18 protein-coding genes are annotated in these 19484 nt (G+C 62.2%); 11 read left to right on the forward strand and 7 right to left on the reverse strand.

The window, feature by feature from the left end; genetic code table 11:
- The first annotated feature begins 61 nt into the window (after nucleotides 1–61).
- Nucleotides 62–595 (forward strand): hypothetical protein, encoded by a 534-nt coding sequence (locus ACYVIA_RS01205; protein WP_460837090.1) that lies wholly within the window; start codon nucleotides 62–64, stop codon nucleotides 593–595.
- Between the two features lie 81 nt (nucleotides 596–676).
- Here the strand turns inward: ACYVIA_RS01205 and ACYVIA_RS01210 are convergent, their stop codons facing one another.
- Together ACYVIA_RS01210 and ACYVIA_RS01215 are read right to left on the reverse strand one after the other, a co-directional pair.
- Nucleotides 677–2809, reverse strand: coding sequence for a 3-hydroxyacyl-CoA dehydrogenase NAD-binding domain-containing protein (locus tag ACYVIA_RS01210; RefSeq protein ID WP_460837093.1), 2133 nt, complete (start codon nucleotides 2807–2809; stop codon nucleotides 677–679).
- Between the two features lie 21 nt (nucleotides 2810–2830).
- Nucleotides 2831–4036, reverse strand: a complete 1206-nt coding sequence (locus ACYVIA_RS01215) for an acetyl-CoA C-acetyltransferase (protein ID WP_460837095.1) — start codon at nucleotides 4034–4036, stop codon at nucleotides 2831–2833.
- 169 nt (nucleotides 4037–4205) lie between these two features.
- On the opposite strand from ACYVIA_RS01215, the gene ACYVIA_RS01220 reads away from it, so the two are divergent.
- Entirely contained in the window at nucleotides 4206–4856 is a 651-nt protein-coding gene (locus ACYVIA_RS01220; RefSeq protein WP_460837096.1) for a TetR/AcrR family transcriptional regulator, read from the forward strand.
- 212 nt (nucleotides 4857–5068) lie between these two features.
- The gene (locus ACYVIA_RS01225; RefSeq protein ID WP_460837098.1) at nucleotides 5069–6412 is read left to right on the forward strand and encodes a sialidase family protein; all 1344 of its coding nucleotides are present in this window, start codon (nucleotides 5069–5071) and stop codon (nucleotides 6410–6412) included.
- A gap of 8 nt (nucleotides 6413–6420) precedes the next feature.
- On the opposite strand, the gene ACYVIA_RS01230 is transcribed toward ACYVIA_RS01225, so the two are convergent.
- Both ACYVIA_RS01230 and ACYVIA_RS01235 read right to left on the reverse strand, forming a co-directional pair.
- Nucleotides 6421–6834 carry a nuclear transport factor 2 family protein gene (locus ACYVIA_RS01230; protein ID WP_460837100.1) on the reverse strand — a complete coding sequence of 138 codons (414 nt, stop codon included), beginning with the start codon at nucleotides 6832–6834 and terminating at the stop codon, nucleotides 6421–6423.
- Between the two features lie 224 nt (nucleotides 6835–7058).
- Nucleotides 7059–7649, reverse strand: coding sequence for a DUF4142 domain-containing protein (locus ACYVIA_RS01235; RefSeq protein WP_460837102.1), 591 nt, complete (start codon nucleotides 7647–7649; stop codon nucleotides 7059–7061).
- A 422-nt stretch (nucleotides 7650–8071) separates the two neighbouring features.
- Here ACYVIA_RS01235 and ACYVIA_RS01240 point away from each other — a divergent pair, with 422 nt between their 5' ends.
- The 3 genes from ACYVIA_RS01240 (at nucleotide 8072) to ACYVIA_RS01250 (ending at nucleotide 10048) form a co-directional block, all read left to right on the forward strand.
- Nucleotides 8072–8632 carry a hypothetical protein gene (locus ACYVIA_RS01240; protein WP_460837104.1) on the forward strand — a complete coding sequence of 187 codons (561 nt, stop codon included), beginning with the start codon at nucleotides 8072–8074 and terminating at the stop codon, nucleotides 8630–8632.
- A 506-nt stretch (nucleotides 8633–9138) separates the two neighbouring features.
- Nucleotides 9139–9423 (forward strand): hypothetical protein, encoded by a 285-nt coding sequence (locus tag ACYVIA_RS01245; protein WP_460837105.1) that lies wholly within the window; start codon nucleotides 9139–9141, stop codon nucleotides 9421–9423.
- A gap of 52 nt (nucleotides 9424–9475) precedes the next feature.
- Entirely contained in the window at nucleotides 9476–10048 is a 573-nt protein-coding gene (locus ACYVIA_RS01250; protein WP_460837106.1) for a hypothetical protein, read from the forward strand.
- Here the strand turns inward: ACYVIA_RS01250 and ACYVIA_RS01255 are convergent.
- From ACYVIA_RS01255 to ACYVIA_RS01265, 3 genes are all read right to left on the reverse strand, one after another.
- Complete coding sequence (locus tag ACYVIA_RS01255) at nucleotides 10036–11751, reverse strand: methyl-accepting chemotaxis protein (protein ID WP_460837108.1); 1716 nt, start codon at nucleotides 11749–11751, stop codon at nucleotides 10036–10038. The two genes, ACYVIA_RS01250 and ACYVIA_RS01255, sit on opposite strands and share 13 nt — an antisense overlap.
- 60 nt (nucleotides 11752–11811) lie before the next feature.
- On the reverse strand, nucleotides 11812–13542 hold the full coding sequence (locus ACYVIA_RS01260; RefSeq protein ID WP_460837109.1) for a methyl-accepting chemotaxis protein: 1731 nt from the start codon (nucleotides 13540–13542) through the stop codon (nucleotides 11812–11814).
- Nucleotides 13543–13622: 80 nt separating this feature from the next.
- A complete protein-coding gene (locus ACYVIA_RS01265) occupies nucleotides 13623–14135 on the reverse strand; it encodes a chemotaxis protein CheW (RefSeq protein ID WP_460837111.1) in 513 nt (170 codons plus the stop codon).
- 339 nt (nucleotides 14136–14474) lie between these two features.
- Here ACYVIA_RS01265 and ACYVIA_RS01270 point away from each other — a divergent pair, with 339 nt between their 5' ends.
- The 5 genes from ACYVIA_RS01270 (at nucleotide 14475) to ACYVIA_RS01290 (ending at nucleotide 19308) form a co-directional block, all read left to right on the forward strand.
- On the forward strand, nucleotides 14475–16109 hold the full coding sequence (locus tag ACYVIA_RS01270) for a sensor histidine kinase (RefSeq protein WP_460837112.1): 1635 nt from the start codon (nucleotides 14475–14477) through the stop codon (nucleotides 16107–16109).
- 1 nt (nucleotide 16110) lies between these two features.
- Nucleotides 16111–16551: a response regulator gene (locus ACYVIA_RS01275; RefSeq protein ID WP_460837114.1), complete on the forward strand. Its 441-nt coding sequence runs from the start codon at nucleotides 16111–16113 to the stop codon at nucleotides 16549–16551.
- Nucleotides 16551–18026: a sensor histidine kinase gene (locus ACYVIA_RS01280; protein ID WP_460837116.1), complete on the forward strand. Its 1476-nt coding sequence runs from the start codon at nucleotides 16551–16553 to the stop codon at nucleotides 18024–18026. The genes ACYVIA_RS01275 and ACYVIA_RS01280 overlap by 1 nt, the downstream gene beginning before the upstream one ends.
- On the forward strand, nucleotides 18023–18676 hold the full coding sequence (locus ACYVIA_RS01285) for a response regulator (protein ID WP_460837119.1): 654 nt from the start codon (nucleotides 18023–18025) through the stop codon (nucleotides 18674–18676). Before ACYVIA_RS01280 ends, ACYVIA_RS01285 begins: the two co-directional genes overlap by 4 nt.
- 158 nt (nucleotides 18677–18834) lie before the next feature.
- Entirely contained in the window at nucleotides 18835–19308 is a 474-nt protein-coding gene (locus tag ACYVIA_RS01290; protein ID WP_460837121.1) for a YaiI/YqxD family protein, read from the forward strand.
- Nucleotides 19309–19484 lie beyond the last annotated feature (176 nt).

A 19484-nucleotide genomic window follows, 5' to 3' on the forward strand; every position in this document is an offset into this window, starting at 1 on the left:
GTCAGCCCACCCCAAAAGATGAAGAGCCCTATGTCGTATCAACGTTAAGGCCAATCAAATCATGACCGGTCTGCTTCTTATGTTCCTTGCTGTCGTGGCCATTCCAATTGCTGTCGTGATGATCACGGTTATCGCTACGAAGTCCGAGCGAGTAGCCAACCTGCCAGATAAACTTCAACCGTCACTTGGAAAAGGAAGCGTGAGCCTGATGTTTGGCTTGGCGGCTCTTCTTGGAGTAGCTTTGATCTTGAGAGACACAGGAAAGGATTTCGCCACCTTTGTTTTTCTATTGTCCGGAATTCCTGCGGCTGCAATAGCTGCTTTGCTGGCCGCGCTTTCCTATCGGCTGCTTGTCGGTCGTTCGAAGGTGGCCGGTGCGTTTGCTGGTCTTGGCGTAGCCGTGGCAACTGTTTTGACCTCTTTGGTGATTGTCGCCTTCGCTGTTGCGCCGGGTTCTAAAGAGGGAGCACTCATGGCTGCCTTTGGTGCCACGATAGTCCTTGCACCGTCTGGCTCTTCCGTTCTTCTCATTGGCGTCATCGCCGGCGTCGCTGTTAACCTCTTGGCGAATCGAAACAGGGATGAGCTCACATAGTGAGCGAGCGTGCATCACGAACACATATGCATCGTGATTTCCTTCATCCGAGGAAGAAGGAAATCACCGCTTCGTGGCTGTTTACTCGAAGTTCCTGCCGTCCCGCGCCATACTTACAAGAATCCCCGCCGGCGCAAAATAATCCCCATACCGCTCCGCCAGTTCCTTCGACCGACGCACAAAGTTATCCACGCCATACGCATTGATGTACTGCAGCGCACCGCCTTGGAACGGGGCGAAACCCCAGCCGAAGATGCTGCCGATGTTGGCGTCGGCAACTGTCAGCACGACCTTCTCTTCGTAGCACTTGGCCGCTTCGTTCGCCTGCACGAACATCAGGCGTTCGATCAGGTCTTTCTGCGGTAGCTGCTGCGCGGCGAGGGGGAAGGCGTCCTTCAGGCCTGCCCACAGGTGCTTCTGTTCATTTGCCGGATAGTCGTAGAAGCCTTTGCCGGCTTTCTTGCCGGGGCGGTCGAGGTCGACCACCATCTTTTTCAGTCCTGCCGTAGCGGGATGCGGCGTATACGGCTTGCCTTCAGCTTCGAAGTCCTTGCGGGTCTGTTCCATGATGTGCCAGGACAGCGACAGGCTGACTTCGTCGTGCAGCGCGAGCGGGCCGACGGGCATGCCTGCCTGCAGGCCGGCGACTTCGATGGAGCGCGGGTGCTGGCCCTCCATCAGCAGCTTCATGCCTTCCATGATGTAGGTGGCGAACACGCGTGAAGTGTAGAAACCGCGCGAGTCGTTGACGACAATCGGCGTCTTCTTGATCTGCTGCACATAGTCGAAGCCGCGGGCGAGCGTTTCCTCGCTGGTCTTTTCGCCGACGATGATTTCGACCAGCGGCATCTTGTCGACCGGGGAGAAGAAGTGCAGGCCAATGAAGTTGGCAGGGCGTTCGCTGGCCTGTGCCAGACCGGTGATCGGCAACGTTGATGTGTTGGACGCGAAGACGGCGCCGTTGGCGATGACGGCTTCGGTTTTCTTCGTCATGTCGGCCTTGATCTTGCGGTCTTCGAACACTGCTTCGATCACGAGGTCGCAGCCGGCGAGGTCCCTCACTTCGGTGGTGGTCTGGATTTTTGCGAGGAAGGCCTGTTTGCCTTGCTCCGTCTCTCGGCCGCGCTTCACCGCCTTGTCCAGAAGGGTGGCGGAATAGGCTTTGCCCTTTTCTGCATTCTCGACGCTGACGTCGAGCAGCACCACATCGATGCCGGCCTTCGCCGAGACATAGGCGATGCCGGCGCCCATCATGCCGGCGCCGAGGATGCCGACGCGCTTGACCTTGGACGGCGCGATGCCTTCGGGGCGGGACTTGCCCTTGTTGATGGCATTGAGCTGGAACCACAGGCTGCCGATCATGTTCTTCGCGACCTGCGACAGGGCGCAGTTGGCGAAGTAACGCGACTCGACTTCGCAGGCGGTGTCGAAATCGACGATGCCACCTTCGAAGACGCAGCTCATGATGTTGGTTGCGGCCGGGTAGTTGCCCCAGGTCTTGGCACTGGCCATCGACGGTGCGATCGACCACACCTGCACGTTGGCCGGGCTCTTGGAGTCGCCACCCGGCCAGCGAAATTTCTTGTCGTCCCACGGCTGCACCGGGTTCGGGTTGGCGAGGCACCATGCCTTTGCTTTGGCCATCATGTCGCCGCGGTCGGTGGCGAGCTCATGCAGGATGCCTTGTGCCTTGGCCTGTTCCGCACGCAGTTCCTTGCCTTCGAGGAGCAGGGGCAGGGCAGGCTGGATGCCGATCAGGCGCGGCAGGCGCTGCGTGCCGCCACCGCCCGGCAGCAGGCCGAGCTTGACCTCGGGCAGGCCGAACTTTGCCTTCGGATCGTTGACTGCAATTCGGTAATGGCAGGCAAGCGCCAGCTCAAGGCCGCCGCCGAGCGCGGTGCCGTTCAACGCCGCGACCACTGGGCGGCCGCATTGCTCAAGGCGGCGCAGGAAGGCCTTGAACTCCTGTGCGAGGTCGAATGCCTGTTGCGGCTCGGTGATGCGGAACAGTCTTTCAATGTCCGCGCCGGCAAGAAATTCTTTTTTGCCAGAAGTGATGATGATGCCCTTGATCGTCTTGTCCGCTTCGATCTTTGCGATCGTCTCGGCGAACGGTGCGGTCAGTTCTTCATTGAGCACGTTCATCGAACGGCCCGGCATGTCGATCGTCAGCGTGACGATGTTGTCGCTGTCTTGTTCGAAATTTACGCTCATGGTTTCCGGTCCTCGATGGAGTTAAACACGCTCGATGATGGTGGCAATGCCCATGCCGCCGCCGACGCACAGGGAGATGAGCGCGGTGGACTTGCCGGTGCGCTCCAGTTCGTCGAGCGCCGTGCCGAGGATGATGGCGCCGGTGGCGCCGAGCGGATGGCCCATGGCGATGGAGCCGCCGTTCACATTGATGCGTTCATGATCAATGTCGAGATCGCGTGCCGCGCGCATGACGACGGCGGCGAATGCTTCGTTGATTTCAAACAGGTCGATGTCCCGTGCTGCCATGCCAGCCTTGGCCAGCGCTTTGCGGGCGGCGGGGGCGATGCCGGTCAACATGATGGTCGGCTCGGAGCCGGTGACGGCGGTCGCGACGATGCGCGCGCGCGGCTTTACGCCAAGTTTGTCGCCCATCGTGCGGCTGCCGATCAGCGTCAAGGCCGCGCCATCGACGATCCCGGACGAGTTGCCGGCGTGGTGCACATGGTTGATCTTTTCGATGGTGGTGTACTTGCGCAGCGCGGTCGCATCGAAGCCCATCTGGCCCATCTGCTCGAAGGCAGGCTTCAGCCCGGCGAGGTTTTCCATCGTGGTCTCGGGGCGGATGTACTCGTCATGGTCGAGGACGACCATGCCGTTGAGGTCCTTCACCGGTACCAGCGATTTGCTGAAGCGGCCCTCGTCGCGGGCGCGTGCGGCTTTCTTCTGCGACTGCAACGCGAAGTTGTCGACGTCGGTGCGGGAGAAGCCTTCAAGGGTGGCGATCAGGTCAGCACCGATGCCCTGCGGTGCAAAACCGGTCATCTGGTTGACGCGCGGATCCATGAACCATGCGCCGCCGTCGGAGCCCATCGTCCAGCGCGACATGCTTTCCACACCGCCGGCAACGACCAGTTGCTCTTGGCCGGACATGACTTTCATTGCCGCGAGGTTGATCGATTCCAGGCCGGAAGCGCAGAAGCGCGACTGCGTGACGCCGGGCACCGACTCGTCCCAGCCGGCATAGAGCACGGCGGTGCGCGCAATGTCCGCGCCTTGTTCGCCCACCGGCGTAACGCAGCCGAGCACGACGTCGTCCACCAGCGCGGTATCGAGCGCATTGCGCTGCTGCAGCGCCTGCAGCAGGTTGCCGAGCAGGTGGACCGGCGTGACCTGGTGCAGGCTGCCGTCCTTCTTGCCCTTGCCGCGCGGCGTGCGCACGGTGTCGTAAATGTAGGCTTCCGTCATGTTCTCTCCAGCTTGTCTTTGTAGGTAAGGGAAGTTACACTGCGGCGTCCATCGCCGGTACTGTGCAGCTCTCGCCACACTATACGAGTGCGCCGGCGGCGGTCAACAGAAGTTTGACTCTAAATCCGCCTGCATCATGGAGCGGTAAAAAGAATTACACAAGGGAGCAATGATGGCGAAGAAGGAACGGGCTCAGGAAGTATTGGATCTGTCGCGGCTGGATCCGGGCATCCGCTCGCGTATCGAGGCGGCGGTGTTGCAATTGTTCTCAGAGCGGGAGTTCCATCGTGTCGGTTTCGGCGAGATCGCCAGTGCCGCGAATGTTTCCTTGCAGACGATCTACAAGTACTACAACAGCAAGGAAGACCTGCTGTATTCCTGTCTGGAAACCTGGCTCGGCGTGCTGGCGGCACGCATGGTCGATCACCTGCAGGGCATCGAAACCTATCAGGATCGCCTGCGCAAGGTGTTCTGGGTGGTGCTGGACTTCTTCGACCGTAACCCGCGGGTGGCGCAGCTCATCATGAGCTCCGTCTATCTCAATACCTGGGGCAAGAACCAGACCTTCCGCCAGCCGAAGCTGATGGGTGTGCTGATGCATACGCTGGCGGAGGGGCGCGCCAATGGCGTCCTCACCAATGAAGTGAGCGAGAAGGTCCTGCTGGATTACTTCATCGGCGTGATGGAACGGCTGGTGCACATGCACATCCTGCGCCGCGAGAAGGAACCGCTGGCCGACCAGGCCAACGTGCTGTTCAAGATGTTGTGGCGGGCGATTGCCACACCGGAGAGCGAGCAGCGAGCAACGGCATCAGCGTAGCGGCGACGCCTTCGGTTCTTCACCGACGCTTGCAGCCGCAGGCGCACTGCATCCAGCAGGAAGTCCTTCGCCAGATTCGCCGATGCGCGGCCACGATGGATGACGCGCACCATGCTGTTGCCGGTGGTGCACCACCGGGCCGGGCCATGGAATCAATCGGGAGACGGAAGTCTAAGCTCCTTTGGCCGTTTTTTTCCTGGGCCATTACCGTCATGAACCGACTGCCTGCCTGTATGTTCCTGATTACGCTGGCTGCGGCCGCCGCCACTGTGGCAGCTGCGGCGCCTGTACCGCTGCGCTGGCTGGACAGCACCGACATCGCCACAGGCCGTGGCGAAAAGGGGCCGTGGCAGCAGAATGACTCGCGCTATGACTATGTCGATGATGGCACCGTCGCGCTGGATGCCGACGGTAACATCGATGTTGCGTGGGTGGAGCAGGGAAAGAAGGATGTTTTCTTCCAGCGCCTTTCCACCGACCGTGCCATGCCTCTTGCACCGCCGGTGAACGTGTCACAGAGCCCCGCAACGTTTTCCTGGCTGCCGCGCATCGCCCACGCACCGGGTGCACCGGATGCACCCGGCACGATCTACCTGTTATGGCAGGAAATCATTTTTTCCGGCGGGTCGCATGGCGGCGACATGTTCTTTGCACGCTCAACCGATAACGGCGCGCGTTTTTCCGAGCCGGTCAATATTTCGAACTCGATCGGCGGCGATGGCAAGGGCCGGATCAGCCGCGATGTCTGGCATAACGGCAGCTACGACCTTCTGGCCGGGCCGGACGGTGCGCTGTACGCCGTGTGGACGGAATACGACGGGCCGCTGTGGTTCAGCCGATCCGTTGACGGCGGAAAGAGTTTCTCCCGGCCCAAGCAGATCGGCGGTGGAACAAATGCGAAGCCGGTGCGCGCACCTTCGCTCGCGTTGGGCAAGGACGGCACGCTCTATCTCGCGTGGAGGACAGGGGAAGATGCGGGCGCGGACATCCATGTCGCACGATCCGCCGATGGCGGCGAGCGCTTCAGCAAGCCGATAGTCGTCGCGCCTGGCGATACCTATTCCGACGCACCCAAACTGGCAGTCGGGCAGGACGGTGTGCTGCATCTCGTCTATGCGCAGAGCAGCAGTGGCCCGTTCGGGAAATACCGGATCCTCTACACGCGCTCAACCGACGGTGCGAAGAGCTTCGATGCGCCGCGCGAGGTATCGAAGCCGCTGCCTTCCTCCATCGACAGTGCGAGTTTCCCGTCGTTGGCATTGGATGGCGTAGGGCGTCTGTATGTCAGCTACGAACTGTTCCCCGACCCGTCGAAGCGCCCGCGTGGTCTTGGCATGGTTGTGTCGGCGGACGGAGGACGGAGTTTCAGTGCGCCAGGGGTTGTGCCGGAAAGCAGCGATCCCGCCGGAGGAAGTAATGGCAGCCACCAAGGCTTGCTGATGTCGAAGATCGCGGCAAGCAGGAACGGCACCGTCGCAATCATCAACAGCAGCCTGCAGCAGGGCAGGCAGAGCCGCGTGTGGCTGATGCGCGGGAAATGGACTGGCGACCGATAGCAGGATGGTCAGGCAGCGCCGCTTGCGGTCGCCGGCGGCTCGATGCCGGCATCGTCCATGAAGCGTCGAATCTCGGTCGGGTCGTAAATGAAGTCGAGGGACCGGAATTGGCCGAGCGCCTCGTCGATGCCGAACACCGCAATGCCGTCGATGACTGCCACGTCGCCATTGGCGACGGAGAGCGTGTAGCTGAACTGCATCGTGATCGAGGGCGGATCCTGCCGTGCGGCCAGCACGTTGGGCAGCCTCGCGACAGTCTTTCTGGTATTGGAAAACAGGTAGGTGTGAAACTGCTCGACGTTCGCCTTGCCGGAGACTGGTGCGGTGACAACCGCGTCAGGTGTGAAGAGGGAGCGGACTGCAGGCAAGTCCTTGCGGCTCAGGGCTTCCTGGTACTTCCTGCACAGCTCGGCGACGTTCATGAATGGGGTTTATTTTCTGGTTGGCAATAAGAAAGCTGCCAAATGCTAAACGAGAAATGAAGCGACAACAAGCAAGGCCCTGTTGTGCAAGCTTGCACGTGCTCCCTGCGAACGCTGTATTCCTCGGTCGCAACGCCGTCAGCTAACGCAATAGATACAGGGGCGCGCCCGGTGCAGGCGCGACGCCAAACGCCTGCAAGGAAACGTCCACTGCCCGGGTGTGACTACTTCCTGCCCTCCATCTGTCTGGCGGTGTTCAGATGCTGGCTGACTGTTTTCTGCGTCTTTTGCGCATAGGCTTTCAGGTCGGGATCCTTGGCTTCCTTCTGGGCCTTCTGCAGCATGTCCAGCGTGCGCTCATGGTCGCCGACGCCCACGCGGGCGATGTACTGTTTGTCAAAGGTGTCGCCGGGCAAGACTTTGAGTGCGGTAGCGATGGCCTTGTGCTGGACGTCGGTTTCTTTCGGCAGCGTGACGCCCTTGGATTGCGCCAGGCTCTGTAATTCTTTCAGTGCAGTGGTATGGTCGTCGACCATCTTCTCCGCAAATTTCCTGACCTGGTCACTCTGCGATTTCTCCAGTGCCATTTTCCCGGTCTCGATCTCGGCAAGATTGGCATGCGCCATGTCGTGCATCATTTTCAGGTCGTCGTTGCTCAGTTTCGCGCCAGTTGCCTGGCCTGTGTCGCCGCTGGAGTCCGCCGACTCGTAGCTGCTCCGTGCGCCAGGGGTCTGCGCATGCAGAGGCTGCCATGTCAGCAAGAAGGCCGCCAGTGCGGCATGGACGGCGAGGTGGCTACGCTTGGTAGTACACATATGAATCCTCCATCAAATGAACAGTGGGATGTGGCGTCGTATGCGCGTCATCGGCCCGCAAGCTACATGCCTGTGTTGCTGGTTGCGCTGAGTAGTGCAAGACATTCCCCCGCGATTCGCTGAGGGGGCAGCTTGTCGACGTCGAGTGCAATTTCTGGATCGAGATGGTGGACACCCTGCATCGTCCGGCGCGATGAGAAGATGAGATCAGACTGAGGATAAAAGAAGGGGGAGACAGCCAGAATGCAAGGCAGGGGCAAACACTCCGGAACCTTGATCACGGCACGTCCGACAAGGCAATCTGAAACGGGTGTGTGAAACAGCGTGCGGAACGGTGGGGAGGGCATGAAGACGATCACGGGCAGGCATGATCGTCTTCATGCCCTGCCGGGCAGTCGTTGTGCTGCCCGACAGGTCAGGAGATGCAGGGTGATTATTTGCCGCTGCCGGAGCCGCCTGAACCGCCCGAACCACCAGAGCTTCCACCCGACGAGCCCGAGGAACCGCCCGAGCTGCCGCTGGAGCCGTCGGAGCCGCCGCCATATCCGCTGCTTGGGCTGTTGGGCGAGCCACTTTCAATGCCCGCGCCCGAGGCGCCGGAAGTACCGGATGCGCCGCTTGTGCCGGATGCGCCCGACGAGCCGGCGCCGCTGCTGCCGGATGTGCCGCTGGTATCGGAATCAGACTTGGACTTCGAGCGCGAAGCCTTGTCCTTCTCCTTTTTTTTGCTCTTGGTTGTCGTGGACGCGTCATCCGAAGAACCGGATGATCCCGACGCACCCGACATGCTGCTGCCGGAGGTCCCCGAAGCGCCCGAGGAATCGCTCATTCCGCCGCTGCTGGAAGAACCGGACGAGCCGGTCATGCCGCTACTGCCCGATGAGCCGGATGTGCTACCGCTGGTGCCGGAACTTTGGGCAATGGCAACACCGGAACCGAGTGCGGAAATAAGGACTGCGATCAAAAGCTTTTTCATAGGCTGACTCCATCATTGAACTGCTGTTGAACTGCACGATTGATAGTTCCGTACAGAAGGAGAGTTGTCCTTGTGTCCGGATTACCAGGCATTCGCTGGAACGAGTTAGAAGTTCTGGAGAGGGGAAGTTCGTGTCAAAGTTGTATCAATGTGTGACGCTTCTGTGGGTTCTTCTGTTACGTCTGTTCTTGCATTGCCCTGTGACTTGGAGTGCCGTCGGCAAACACTTTCTGCGGCGATCGTGCGGCGATGTCTGCCAGCACAATTGCTGCGCAATACTGCGGGGAAGAACGCATCGTCATGGTCCGACCGCGCCTCGCTTCTCGGTATGGCCAGCGCAGGGCAGGGGTGGGGTGCCCGCTATAATTCCGGCCCTGTCTGAGCGATCCTGCCCGGGCAAGGGATGATGTTGGTACGAGACCGGATGCGTGATGCAAAGCACATCGCAAGAAGCGGCACTGGGTCCGGATTTTTCCGTGTGCCAAAGTGAAACGGTGGAACAGGGAGGAGTCAATGAAAATTCAAATCAGGCGGTTCTCGCCGCACCAGAATGCCAAGGTGATTTCGATACTGATGGCCGTCAGCTCGCTCGTGCTGTTCGTGCCGCTGTACTTGCTGTTCGTGCTGGTGCCGCCGGAAGACGGGCAAGCGCGGCCGCCGATCTACATGCTGCTGGTTTTTCCGCTGGTCTATCTCGTGATGGGCTACGTCATGGTCGCCATCGCCTGTGCCATCTACAACCTGGTGGCCCGGTACACAGGCGGCATCGAATACGACACCGAAGACGGCGCTGCCTGATGCAAGCCGCGCATCAACTCCTCCAGTCGACCAAGTCATGAAGACCCGGGAAATGACAATCCTGATTGCGTCCGACATCTTCGGTGCCACGCCCGAGCTGCATGAGCTCGGGCGGCATCTTCCCGGAGAGGCAGAGATCATGTCGCCCTATGCTGCGTCGCAAGCTAACGCCTCGACCGAGGAAGAGGCGTATGCATCGTTTCTGCAATGCGGCGGATTGGACGCGTACACGCAGAAGCTTTCCAGCGCACTTGCCGAGCTGCGCCCGGATGCGCTGGTGGCCTTCAGCGCCGGGGCAAGTGCTGCGTGGCGCGCGCTCTCGACACCGGATCAGTCACCCGGGCTCGGCATCCTGTTCTATGGATCGCGCATCCGCGACTACCTGAGCCTAAGGCCAACGGTGCCGACAAAGCTGATCTTCGCCGAGCAGGAAAAAGCCTTCGATGTGGCGCCGGTGGTGGCGCGCCTGCGCGCGCAGGGACTTGATGCTGTCGTGATGCCGGGGACACGGCATGGCTATATGAACGCCCGGTCGCCAGGATTTGATCCCCGTGCAATGCAGGCAGGCCTCAACGAAGTCGTCGCGCTGTTGTCATGCCTGAATGCCGGTATTCAGCTCTTCTGAAGCCGGTACGGATGTTTTGACACCTGCGGCGTCGTCACCAGCCGCAGCACCGGTTGGGGCCTGTCCTCCGGCGCGGCGTCCGATACACGCGCGGCGGCAGGGACCGGGACAGGAGCCGGGCGCAGCGCAACCGGCTGCGTTTCGCGGGGCAGCCCGAAGACCGATACCGCCTGCGACAGCCTGATCACCTGCTCCTCAAGGCCGTCCGCAGCCTTTGCCGCTTGTTCCACCAGCGCGGCATTCTGCTGCGTGATCTTGTCGATGTGCGAGATCGCGCTGTTGACCTGGTTCACGCCCAGGTTCTGTTCATCGCTGGCGACGCGGATTTCGCCCATCAGGGAGGTGACCTGCCGCACGGAACCGACCACTTCGTCCATGGTCGCCGTGGCCTGCTCGACGAGCTCGCAGCCGGCGGCGACTTTCGACACCGATTCGCCGATCAGTGTGCGGATCTCCTTGGCAGCGCCGGCAGAGCGTTGCGCCAGCTGGCGCACTTCCGCGGCGACCACGGCGAATCCCTTGCCTTGCTCGCCGGCGCGTGCCGCTTCCACGGCGGCATTGAGCGCCAGGATATTGGTCTGGAAGGCAATGCCGTCGATCAGGCCGATGATCTCGGTAATCTGCCTTGCCGACTCGCTGATGTCCGACATGGTCTCGCCGACTTTGGCCACCACGTCGCCGCTGCGCAGAGCCACGGTGCTGGTGGAGGCGGCAAAGCGGTCCGCCTGTTCCGCATTGTCGGCATTGCGCTTTACGGTGGAGGCAAACTCCTCCATGCTCGAGGCGGTTTCTTCCAGACTGGCCGCCTGCGACTCCGTGCGCCGCGACAGGTCGCGGTTGCCCGCGGCGATTTCATGGGTGCCGGTGCGGATGGTGTCCACGCTGCGCCGCACGTCGCCGATCGCGGCCACGAGGTTGACGTTCATCTGCTGCAGCGCGCGCAGCAGTTGGCCTGCCTCGTCATGGCGCTGGGACGTGCAGCGGCGCGTCAGGTCGCCGCTGGCGATGGTGCGCGCGAAATCAATGGCTTCCTTCAGCGGTCGCACCACGTTGCTGTGCAGCGAGTGCCAGAGCTTGAGCAGCAGCACGGCGCCGGCCAGCATAAAAGCGCCAGTCCAGCCGGGCGCCGCAGAAGAGAGCAGGGCGTATGTGCCCAGCCCCAGCATCAGGAAGCTGACAAGGCCGAGGTTGAGGCCGAGCCGCCAGGACAGCGGGATGTCCTGCGCGGCGCGCAGCCAGCCGGCGATTCCGGTGCGCACCGCGGCACCGTAGCGGATCCGGATGCCCTTGGCGCGGCCTTCGCGCATGCAGCGGTAAAGCGCGTCGGCGGCGTCGATCTGCGCGCGGTCCGGCTTGATCCGCACCGACATGTAGCCGACCACGCGGCCGCCTTCGCGGATCGGCGTGACATTCGCCAGCACCCAGTAGTAGTCGCCGTTCTTGCGACGGTTCTTCACCATGCCGGTCCATGGCGTGCCTTCCTTCAGCGTGCGCCACAGGTCGGCGAAGGCCTCCGGCGGCATGTCCGGGTGCCGCACGATATTGTGCGGCGCGCCGATCAGCTCCTCCTCGGTAAAGCCGCTGACCTCGATGAAACAGGGATTGACGTAGGTGATCCTGCCCTTGAGGTCGGTTTTCGAGACGATCGATTCGCCATCCCTCAATGGATACTCAGTATTGCTGACCGGCTGGTTGATGCGCATGGTCGCTCCCCCTTTATTGATTTCAATAGGCCTGCTCTGCGGCGAGGCTTCGATCGCACTTTAAAACTGTTCCCAGTCGTCGCTGCTATCCGGTTTGCTGGCAACGATTCTTTCCATCGGCTCCGGCGAGATGGCGGCGCGCTGGGCGTGCTTGGCGTGCTGGGCGTGCTGGGCGTGTGAAAGGGCAGGCTTCGCCGCGCGGGTGGCAACGGCCGGCCGTGGCTGCGCGGCTGGGATTGCCGCTGTCGCGTCCAGCTTGAACAGCGTCACCACCTCGTTGAGCTTGCCTGCCTGCTCGTTCAGCGATTCGGCCGCCGCTGCTGCTTCCTCGACTAGCGACGCGTTCTGCTGCGTGACTTCGTCCATCTGCGCGATTGCCTGGTTGACCTGCTCGATGCCGGCGGTCTGCTCGGCGCTGGCAGCGGCGATCTCGGCCATGATGTCGGTCACGCGCCGCACGCTGTCGACGATTTCCTGCATCGTCGCGCCGGCCTGGTTGACCAGATCGGTGCCGACATGCACTTTGTGTACCGAGTCGTCGATCAGCGACTTGATTTCCTTGGCTGCTGCGGCCGAACGCTGCGCCAGGCTGCGCACCTCGCTTGCCACCACTGCAAAGCCGCGACCCTGCTCGCCGGCGCGCGCGGCTTCCACCGCCGCATTCAACGCCAGGATGTTGGTCTGGAACGCAATGCCGTCAATCACGCCGATGATGTCGACGATTTTGCTTGACGAGGCATTGATCGCGCCCATCGTATCGACCACCTGCGACACGACCGCGCCGCCTTTGGCCGCGACGTCGGATGCCGATGCAGCCAGCTGGTTGGCCTGGCGCGCATTGTCGGCGTTCTGCCTGACGGTCGAGGTCAGCTCTTCCATCGACGACGCGGTTTCTTCCAGCGAGCTGGCCTGTTCTTCGGTGCGCGAGGACAGGTCGAGGTTGCCGGCGGCGATTTCGCTCGAGGCGGCGGCGATGGAGCCGGTGCCGCCGCGCACCTGGGCGACGATCTTCACCAAACTGTCGTTCATGTCTTTCAGCGAATGCATTAGCTGTCCGGTTTCATCCTTCGACTTGACCTCGATGCGGCTGGTCAGGTCGCCGGCCGCCACCGTGCGTGCGACCTGGACTGCCTGGTCGAGCGGGCGGGTGATGCTGCGGGTAACCCACAGGGCGAGCGCGGTCGCCAGCGCGAAGGCGAGGGCGGCCAGTCCGATCATGAGCGTCGCGGCACTGTGGTACTGGGCGCTCGCGTCGGCTCCGCTCTGCTCCATGATCGTGGCGACCAGGTCCACCAGGCCTTTCACCTTGCCGAAGTACACCTGTTGGGCGTGGATGAGATTGTCGAGCAGATGTACCGCCGCTTCTTCTTGCTTGCCCTCGGCGATCAGTCGCAGGAATTCATCCTGCTGCACGCGGTATTGCGTGCGCGCTTCCTGAATTTCCCGGAACATCGCTTGACCCTTTGGCGAGTACAGCCGCTTGCCGATGTCGTCGATATAGCCGCCGACATCCTTGCGGATCCGGGCGATCTCGGCGAGTTCGTGTGCCACCTTGTCGGGGTCGTGGATTACAAGCAGGTTGCGCATGCGGATTGCCGCCTCGCTGATCCCTTCCAAGACCTTGTTCGACAGCGCGACCTTCGGATAGCTGTCGCTGACGATCAGGGCGGTAGCCTGATCGAGCGCGGCTAAGCGGGTGACGCCGAGGATGGTGATGCCGACCAGCAGCGCGACCACCAGGCCGAATGCGGCTGTCAGACGGGTTCCTACTTTTAAATCTGCGAAAGACATGTTCGTTTATTCCAATGCATTGAAAACGTTTTAAAAATGGTGCTGGTGCCCAGGCAGGTCACCGGTCAACGCAAGCCAACTCAAGCGGCAGCCGTGGCGCGATTCGTGGCGCGATTCATGGCGGCGCGTTCGATCAGCCCCATGTCGTCGCCGGCCATCAGCCTGTCGATGTCGACGAGGATCAGCATGCGCTGCTCGATGGTGCCGATGCCGATCAGGTAATCGGTCTTGAGCGCAGTGCCCATCTCCGGCGCCGGCTTGATCTGCCCGGGCGCGAGGGTGGTCACGTCGGACACGCTGTCGACCACCATGCCGATGGTGCGGCCGGCGACATTGAGGATGATGACCACGGTGAACTGGTCGTAGGTCGGCGTGCCGAGCTTGAGCTTGATGCGCATGTCGACGATCGGCACGATGATGCCGCGCAGGTTGACCACACCCTTGATGAAGTCGGGCGCGTTGGCGATCTGGGTCGGCGTTTCATAGCCGCGCAGTTCCTGCACCTTCTGGATGTCGATGCCGTATTCCTCCGTGCCGAGGGTGAAGGCAAGAAATTCCGACGGCGCTGCGCCGGACGTGTCTGTGTGATGCATGGCGATTCCTTCCACAGAATGCGTGAGATTGGAACGAATGATGCCGTGGAGAAACAATTTGAAGAATCAGCGGATGCTTATCTTGGGGTGGGAACACATGAAAAACGGGTAGGAGGACTCCTACCTTGCTGACAGCCGGAACCGGGGGGCAGAGCGTTTTCGTCCTGACCATACGCGGGCAACCTTGTGCCTGCGCTTGTCAAATCCGGCTCGCTCGCCCGACCTTGACTTGCATCGCGTCAGACTGAAAAACGCCGCGCTTTTTTCTATATCAGTACCTCGAGTAGGGGAATCAGGAGTAGAATTTCCGCAACGCAATTTTTAGTGTGTTTCCTCTAGATGAGTGCCGAATCAAGTCTCGCTGGAGTGCCGGCCCATCCGCTGGCGGCGGTACGGCTTCTGCTGTTTTTCCTTGGTGCAGTCTGCATCGCCGTCTGGCAGATGCCGGCACTGAAAATCCTGCAAGGCGTCGACCTGATGCCGTTGTGGGTGCATTCGATGGTCGAAGTGTTCGCCGTCGCCGTGGCGCTGCTGCTGTTTGGCGTGGTGTGGAATGCCGACAGCAAGGAGCGGTCGGGCAATCTCGTGATCCTCGGCTGTGCCTTCCTTGCGGTCGCACTGCTCGACCTCGCGCACATGCTGTCGTACCAGGGCATGCCGGATTTCATTACGCCGTCCGGCCCGGAGAAGGCCATTGACTTCTGGCTGGCGGCGCGCACCGTCGCGGCGCTGGCGATGCTCGCAGTTGCCCTGCGCGAGCGCAGGCCGCTGGCCGGCGGACACACGCGCTACCTCTTGCTCGGAGCGAGCCTCGCGGCCAGCGCGCTGATCTACTGGCTGGTCCTGTTTCATCCTCAGCTGTGGCCCGCGACCTTCATCGAAGGCCAGGGGCTGACCGGCTTCAAGGTTGCCGCCGAATGGAGCATCATCGCCGTGCTGGTCGTTGCCGCCGTACTGCATTACCGGCGCGCGCATCACGACCGCAGCCACGAGAGCGCCGGTTTCTTTGCCGTCGCCGCGATCAGCATCCTGAGCGAACTCTGCTTTACCGCCTACGTCCGCGTGGCCGACGTCTTCAACCTGCTCGGCCACCTGCTCAAGGTTGCCGCCTACCTTTTCCTTTACCGTGCGGCGTTCGTGGCCAGCGTGCGCGAGCCGTTCCACCAGTTGCGCATCGAAGTGGCTGAACGCAAGCGCGCCGAACAGGCGCTGCAGGAGTTGAACCAGACGCTGGAGCAGCGCGTGGCGCAGCGCACGCAGCAGCTCGAGCGCGCCAACAAGGAGCTGGAGGCGTTCAGTTACTCGGTGTCGCACGACCTGCGCGCGCCGCTGCGCGCCATCGACGGCTTCAGCCAGATCCTGGCCAGGAGCTACGAGCAGCAGTTCGACGAGCGCGGCAAGGACTACCTGGGCCGGGTGCGGCGCGCCAGCCAGCGCATGGGCGAACTGATCGACGACATCCTGCATCTGTCGCAGATCGGCCGGCGGCAGGTGGTGCGCGGCGAGGTGGACGTTTCGCAGCTGGCGCAGGATGTCGCCACCGCATTGCGCCAGACGGATCCCGCACGCCACGTCGAGGTATCGATCGCGCCGGGAATGACGATCGACGCCGACGCCAAGCTGGTCCGCATCGTGCTGGAAAACCTGATGGGCAACGCCTGGAAGTTCACCGCAAAGAAACCGCAGGCGAGGATCGAGGTCGGCTGCAGCATGCACGACGGCGTGCCGGCGGTCCACGTGCGTGACAACGGCGCCGGATTCAGCATGGAATACGCGCACAAGCTGTTCAGCCCGTTCCAGCGGCTGCATTCCAGCAGCGAGTTCGAGGGCACCGGCATCGGGCTGGCGACTGTGCAGCGCATCGTGCACCAGCATGGCGGCCGCGCCTGGGCGGAAGGTGTCGAGGGTGAGGGCGCGACATTTTATTTCTCTTGCGGGGCACAGCAATCCGCCGAAATGCAGACAGGGACATGACATGATGAAGAAAATGGTGATCCTTCTGGTCGAGGACAATCCGGACGACGAGGAACTGACGCGGATCGCCTTCGAAGAGAGCAAGCTGCTCAACGAGGTCGTGGTGGCGCGCGACGGCGCAGAAGCGCTCGACTACCTGCTCGACCCCCACGGCAAGGGGCATGAAGTGCCGAACCTGGTCCTGCTCGACCTGAAACTGCCCAAGGTCGACGGGCTCGAAGTGCTCAGGCGCATGCGCGAGGAACCGCGCACGCGCATGGTGCCGGTGGTCGTGCTGACCACCTCGAAAGAGGAAAGCGACCTGATCAGCAGCTACCAGCTCGGCTGCAACAGCTATATCCGCAAGCCGGTCGTGTTTGGCGATTTCATCGACGCGGTGCGCCAGCTCGGCATGTACTGGCTGATGCTCAACGAGCCGCCGCCGACGTGGGAGCGGCGCTGATGCAGTCTCTTCGCATCCTTCACGTCGAAGACTCCGAGGATGACGCAGCACTGATCCGTCTCGAGCTGGAAGCCGCCGGCTATGCGCTGCATTACCTGCGCGTGGACACGGCGGCGCAGATGCAGGCGGCGCTGGCACAGGACCGCTGGGACGTGGTGCTGTCCGACTTCAACCTGCCTGCATTCAATGCCTATGACGCGCTGCGCCTGCTGCAGGCGAGCGGACAGGACATTCCGCTGATCGTGGTGTCGGGCTTCATCGGCGAAGTCGGCGCAGTTGCGCTGATGAAGGCCGGTGCCCACGACTACGTGATGAAGGACAGCTTGGTACGCCTGGTGCCGGCGATCGAGCGCGAGATCAAGGAAACCGCCAGCCGCGCACAGCGCCGGCTGGCAGACCAGCAACTGGCCGCAAACCGCCGACTGCTGGAAAACATTACCGAATCCCTCGGCGAGGGCTTGCTGGTGCTGGACACCAAGAGCCGCCTGCTCATGATGAATGCGGAAGCCGAGCGCCTGCTCGGCTGGACCCGCGAGGAGCTCGCCGAGCGGCCGGTGCACGACACCATCCATTGCCGGCATCCGGACTGCTCGCCGCTGACGCGCGAGGAATGCCAGGTGTTTCGCACCGTCTGCTCCGGCCAGAGCTGGCGCGCGGAAGACGATGTGCTGGTGCGCAAGGACGGCTCGACGTTCCCGGTCACCTACGTCGCATCACCGGTGTTCGAAGATGGCGAGGTAGTCGGAACCGTCACTGCCTTTCAGGACATTACCGAGCGCAAGCGGGCAGAGCACGAGGTGCGCGAGTCGCGGCGCCGGCTGGAGGAGCTCTCCGCATTCCTGCAGCAGGTGCGTGAGGACGAACGCACGCGCATCGCGCGCGAGCTGCATGACGAGCTCGGCCAGGCGCTTACGGCGCTGCGGATCGACCTGGTCTGGCTCAACGACAAGCTGCCACAGCGCGAGAAGAAGGTGGACGACAAGCTCGCAGCCATGCTTGCGCTGGTCGAAAAGACGGTCGATGCGGTGCGCCGCATCTCGGAAGACCTGCGGCCGGGGATGCTGGACGACCTCGGCCTGGCGGCCGCGATCGAGCACCATGTCAGCAAGTTCGCCGAGCAGACCGGCATCGCCTGCGAGCTGTCCATGAGCCGCGATCACTACGAGCTCGACGAACGGATGGCGACAGCACTGTTCCGCGTGCTGCAGGAGTCGCTGACGAACGTGGCGCGCCATGCGCAGGCGAGCAAGGTGACCGTGCAGCTGCAGGACCTGCGCGACGAGATGCTGCTGATCGTCAGGGACGATGGCCGCGGCCTGCCGGAGCCGGCGGCCGGCCGCAAGAAAACCTATGGCCTCTTGGGCATGCACGAGCGCGTCAAGCTGCTGGGCGGCTTGCTCGACATTTCCAGCTCGCCGGGCAAGGGTACGCGCATCGAAGCGAGCATTCCATTTAACGCGGAGACACAAGCATGATCAAGATACTGATCGCGGACGATCACACGATCCTGCGCGATGGGCTGAAGCAGATCCTGTCGGAATGCGCCGACATGCAGGTCGCCGGCGAGGCCGACAACGGCTTCGACGTGCTGGCCAGGGTGCGTGAACAGGACTGGGATGTGCTGGTGCTGGACATGGCAATGCCGGGCAAGAGTGGCATCGACCTGCTCAAGCAGGTCAAGAGCGAGAAGCCGAAGCTGCCGGTGCTGATCCTCAGCATGCAGAAGGAGAACCAGTACGCAGTGCGCACGCTCAAGGCCGGCGCCGCCGGCTACCTGTGCAAGGACAGCGCCTCTGCCGACCTGGTCAAGGCCATCCGCAAGGTCGCCGCCGGCGGCATGTTCATCAGCACCGCCGTGGCAGAAAATCTCGCGATGGGGCTGACCACCAACAACGAGTCGCTGCCGCATACGCTGCTCACCGACCGCGAATACCAGGTGTTCCGGCTGATCGCCTCCGGCATGGGAATCACCGCCATCGGCGACAGCCTGCACCTGAGCGTGAAAACCATCAGCACGCACAAGACCCGCATCATGCAGAAGATGAACTTCACCACCACCACCGACCTGATCCGCTATGCGATCACGCACGGACTGATCGACGAAGCGGGGCAGCCGCTGGATTAGCGCAGCAGCAGCGTGATTGCGGCGTTACTGATCCGGCATGGATCTACCGCACTCCCGCTCCCCTCTCCCGCTTGTGGGAGAGGGAACGGTTCCGTAGGGCATCTGCCACGCAGCTTGCATTTACAATGCGACTTCCTGCTGATCTTATCCAAGTTGCCATGCATATCTGGGTCGACGCCGACGCCTGTCCCGCCGTCATTAAAGACATCCTGTTTCGGGTGGCCGAACGCCTGCAACTCAACGTCACGCTGGTCGCCAACCGGTTGATCCGTGTGCCGGGCTCGCGCTTCATCCGCACGCTCCAGGTCCCGTTTGGTGCGGACGCGGCCGACGCCGAAATTGTTGCCCGCGTCAGCCCCGGCGACATCGTCGTGACCGGTGACATCCCTTTAGCCTCCCTGGTGCTGGACAAGGGCGGGTTGCCGCTCAATCCACGCGGCGAGTGGTACACCAAAGACACCATTGCCCAGCAACTGACGATGCGCTCTTTCATGGAAGAGTTGCGCAGCAGTGGTGTCGACACTGGCGGCCCGGCCGCGTTTAGCCATGCTGACCGCCAGAACTTTGCCAATGCGCTCGACCGCGAGCTCATGCGGAGCGGGCATGGTCCGGGTTCCCGCAGATTTCCGTAGGTTGAAATCATCGGCGACTTGATCTTAGAGCCTGTTCAGTATCTTTTTGGCATGCGCGCAGCCCCGGAAACCGGTCGAATGCAAGGCGCGGCGACGCGTCGTGGCGGGGCCACGGCAAGGAGATGCAACACAGCAGGCGGCCGGTTTCCGGGGTTGCCCGTAGGGTTCGAGCGAGA

It is taken from the genome of Noviherbaspirillum agri (genome assembly GCF_054780595.1).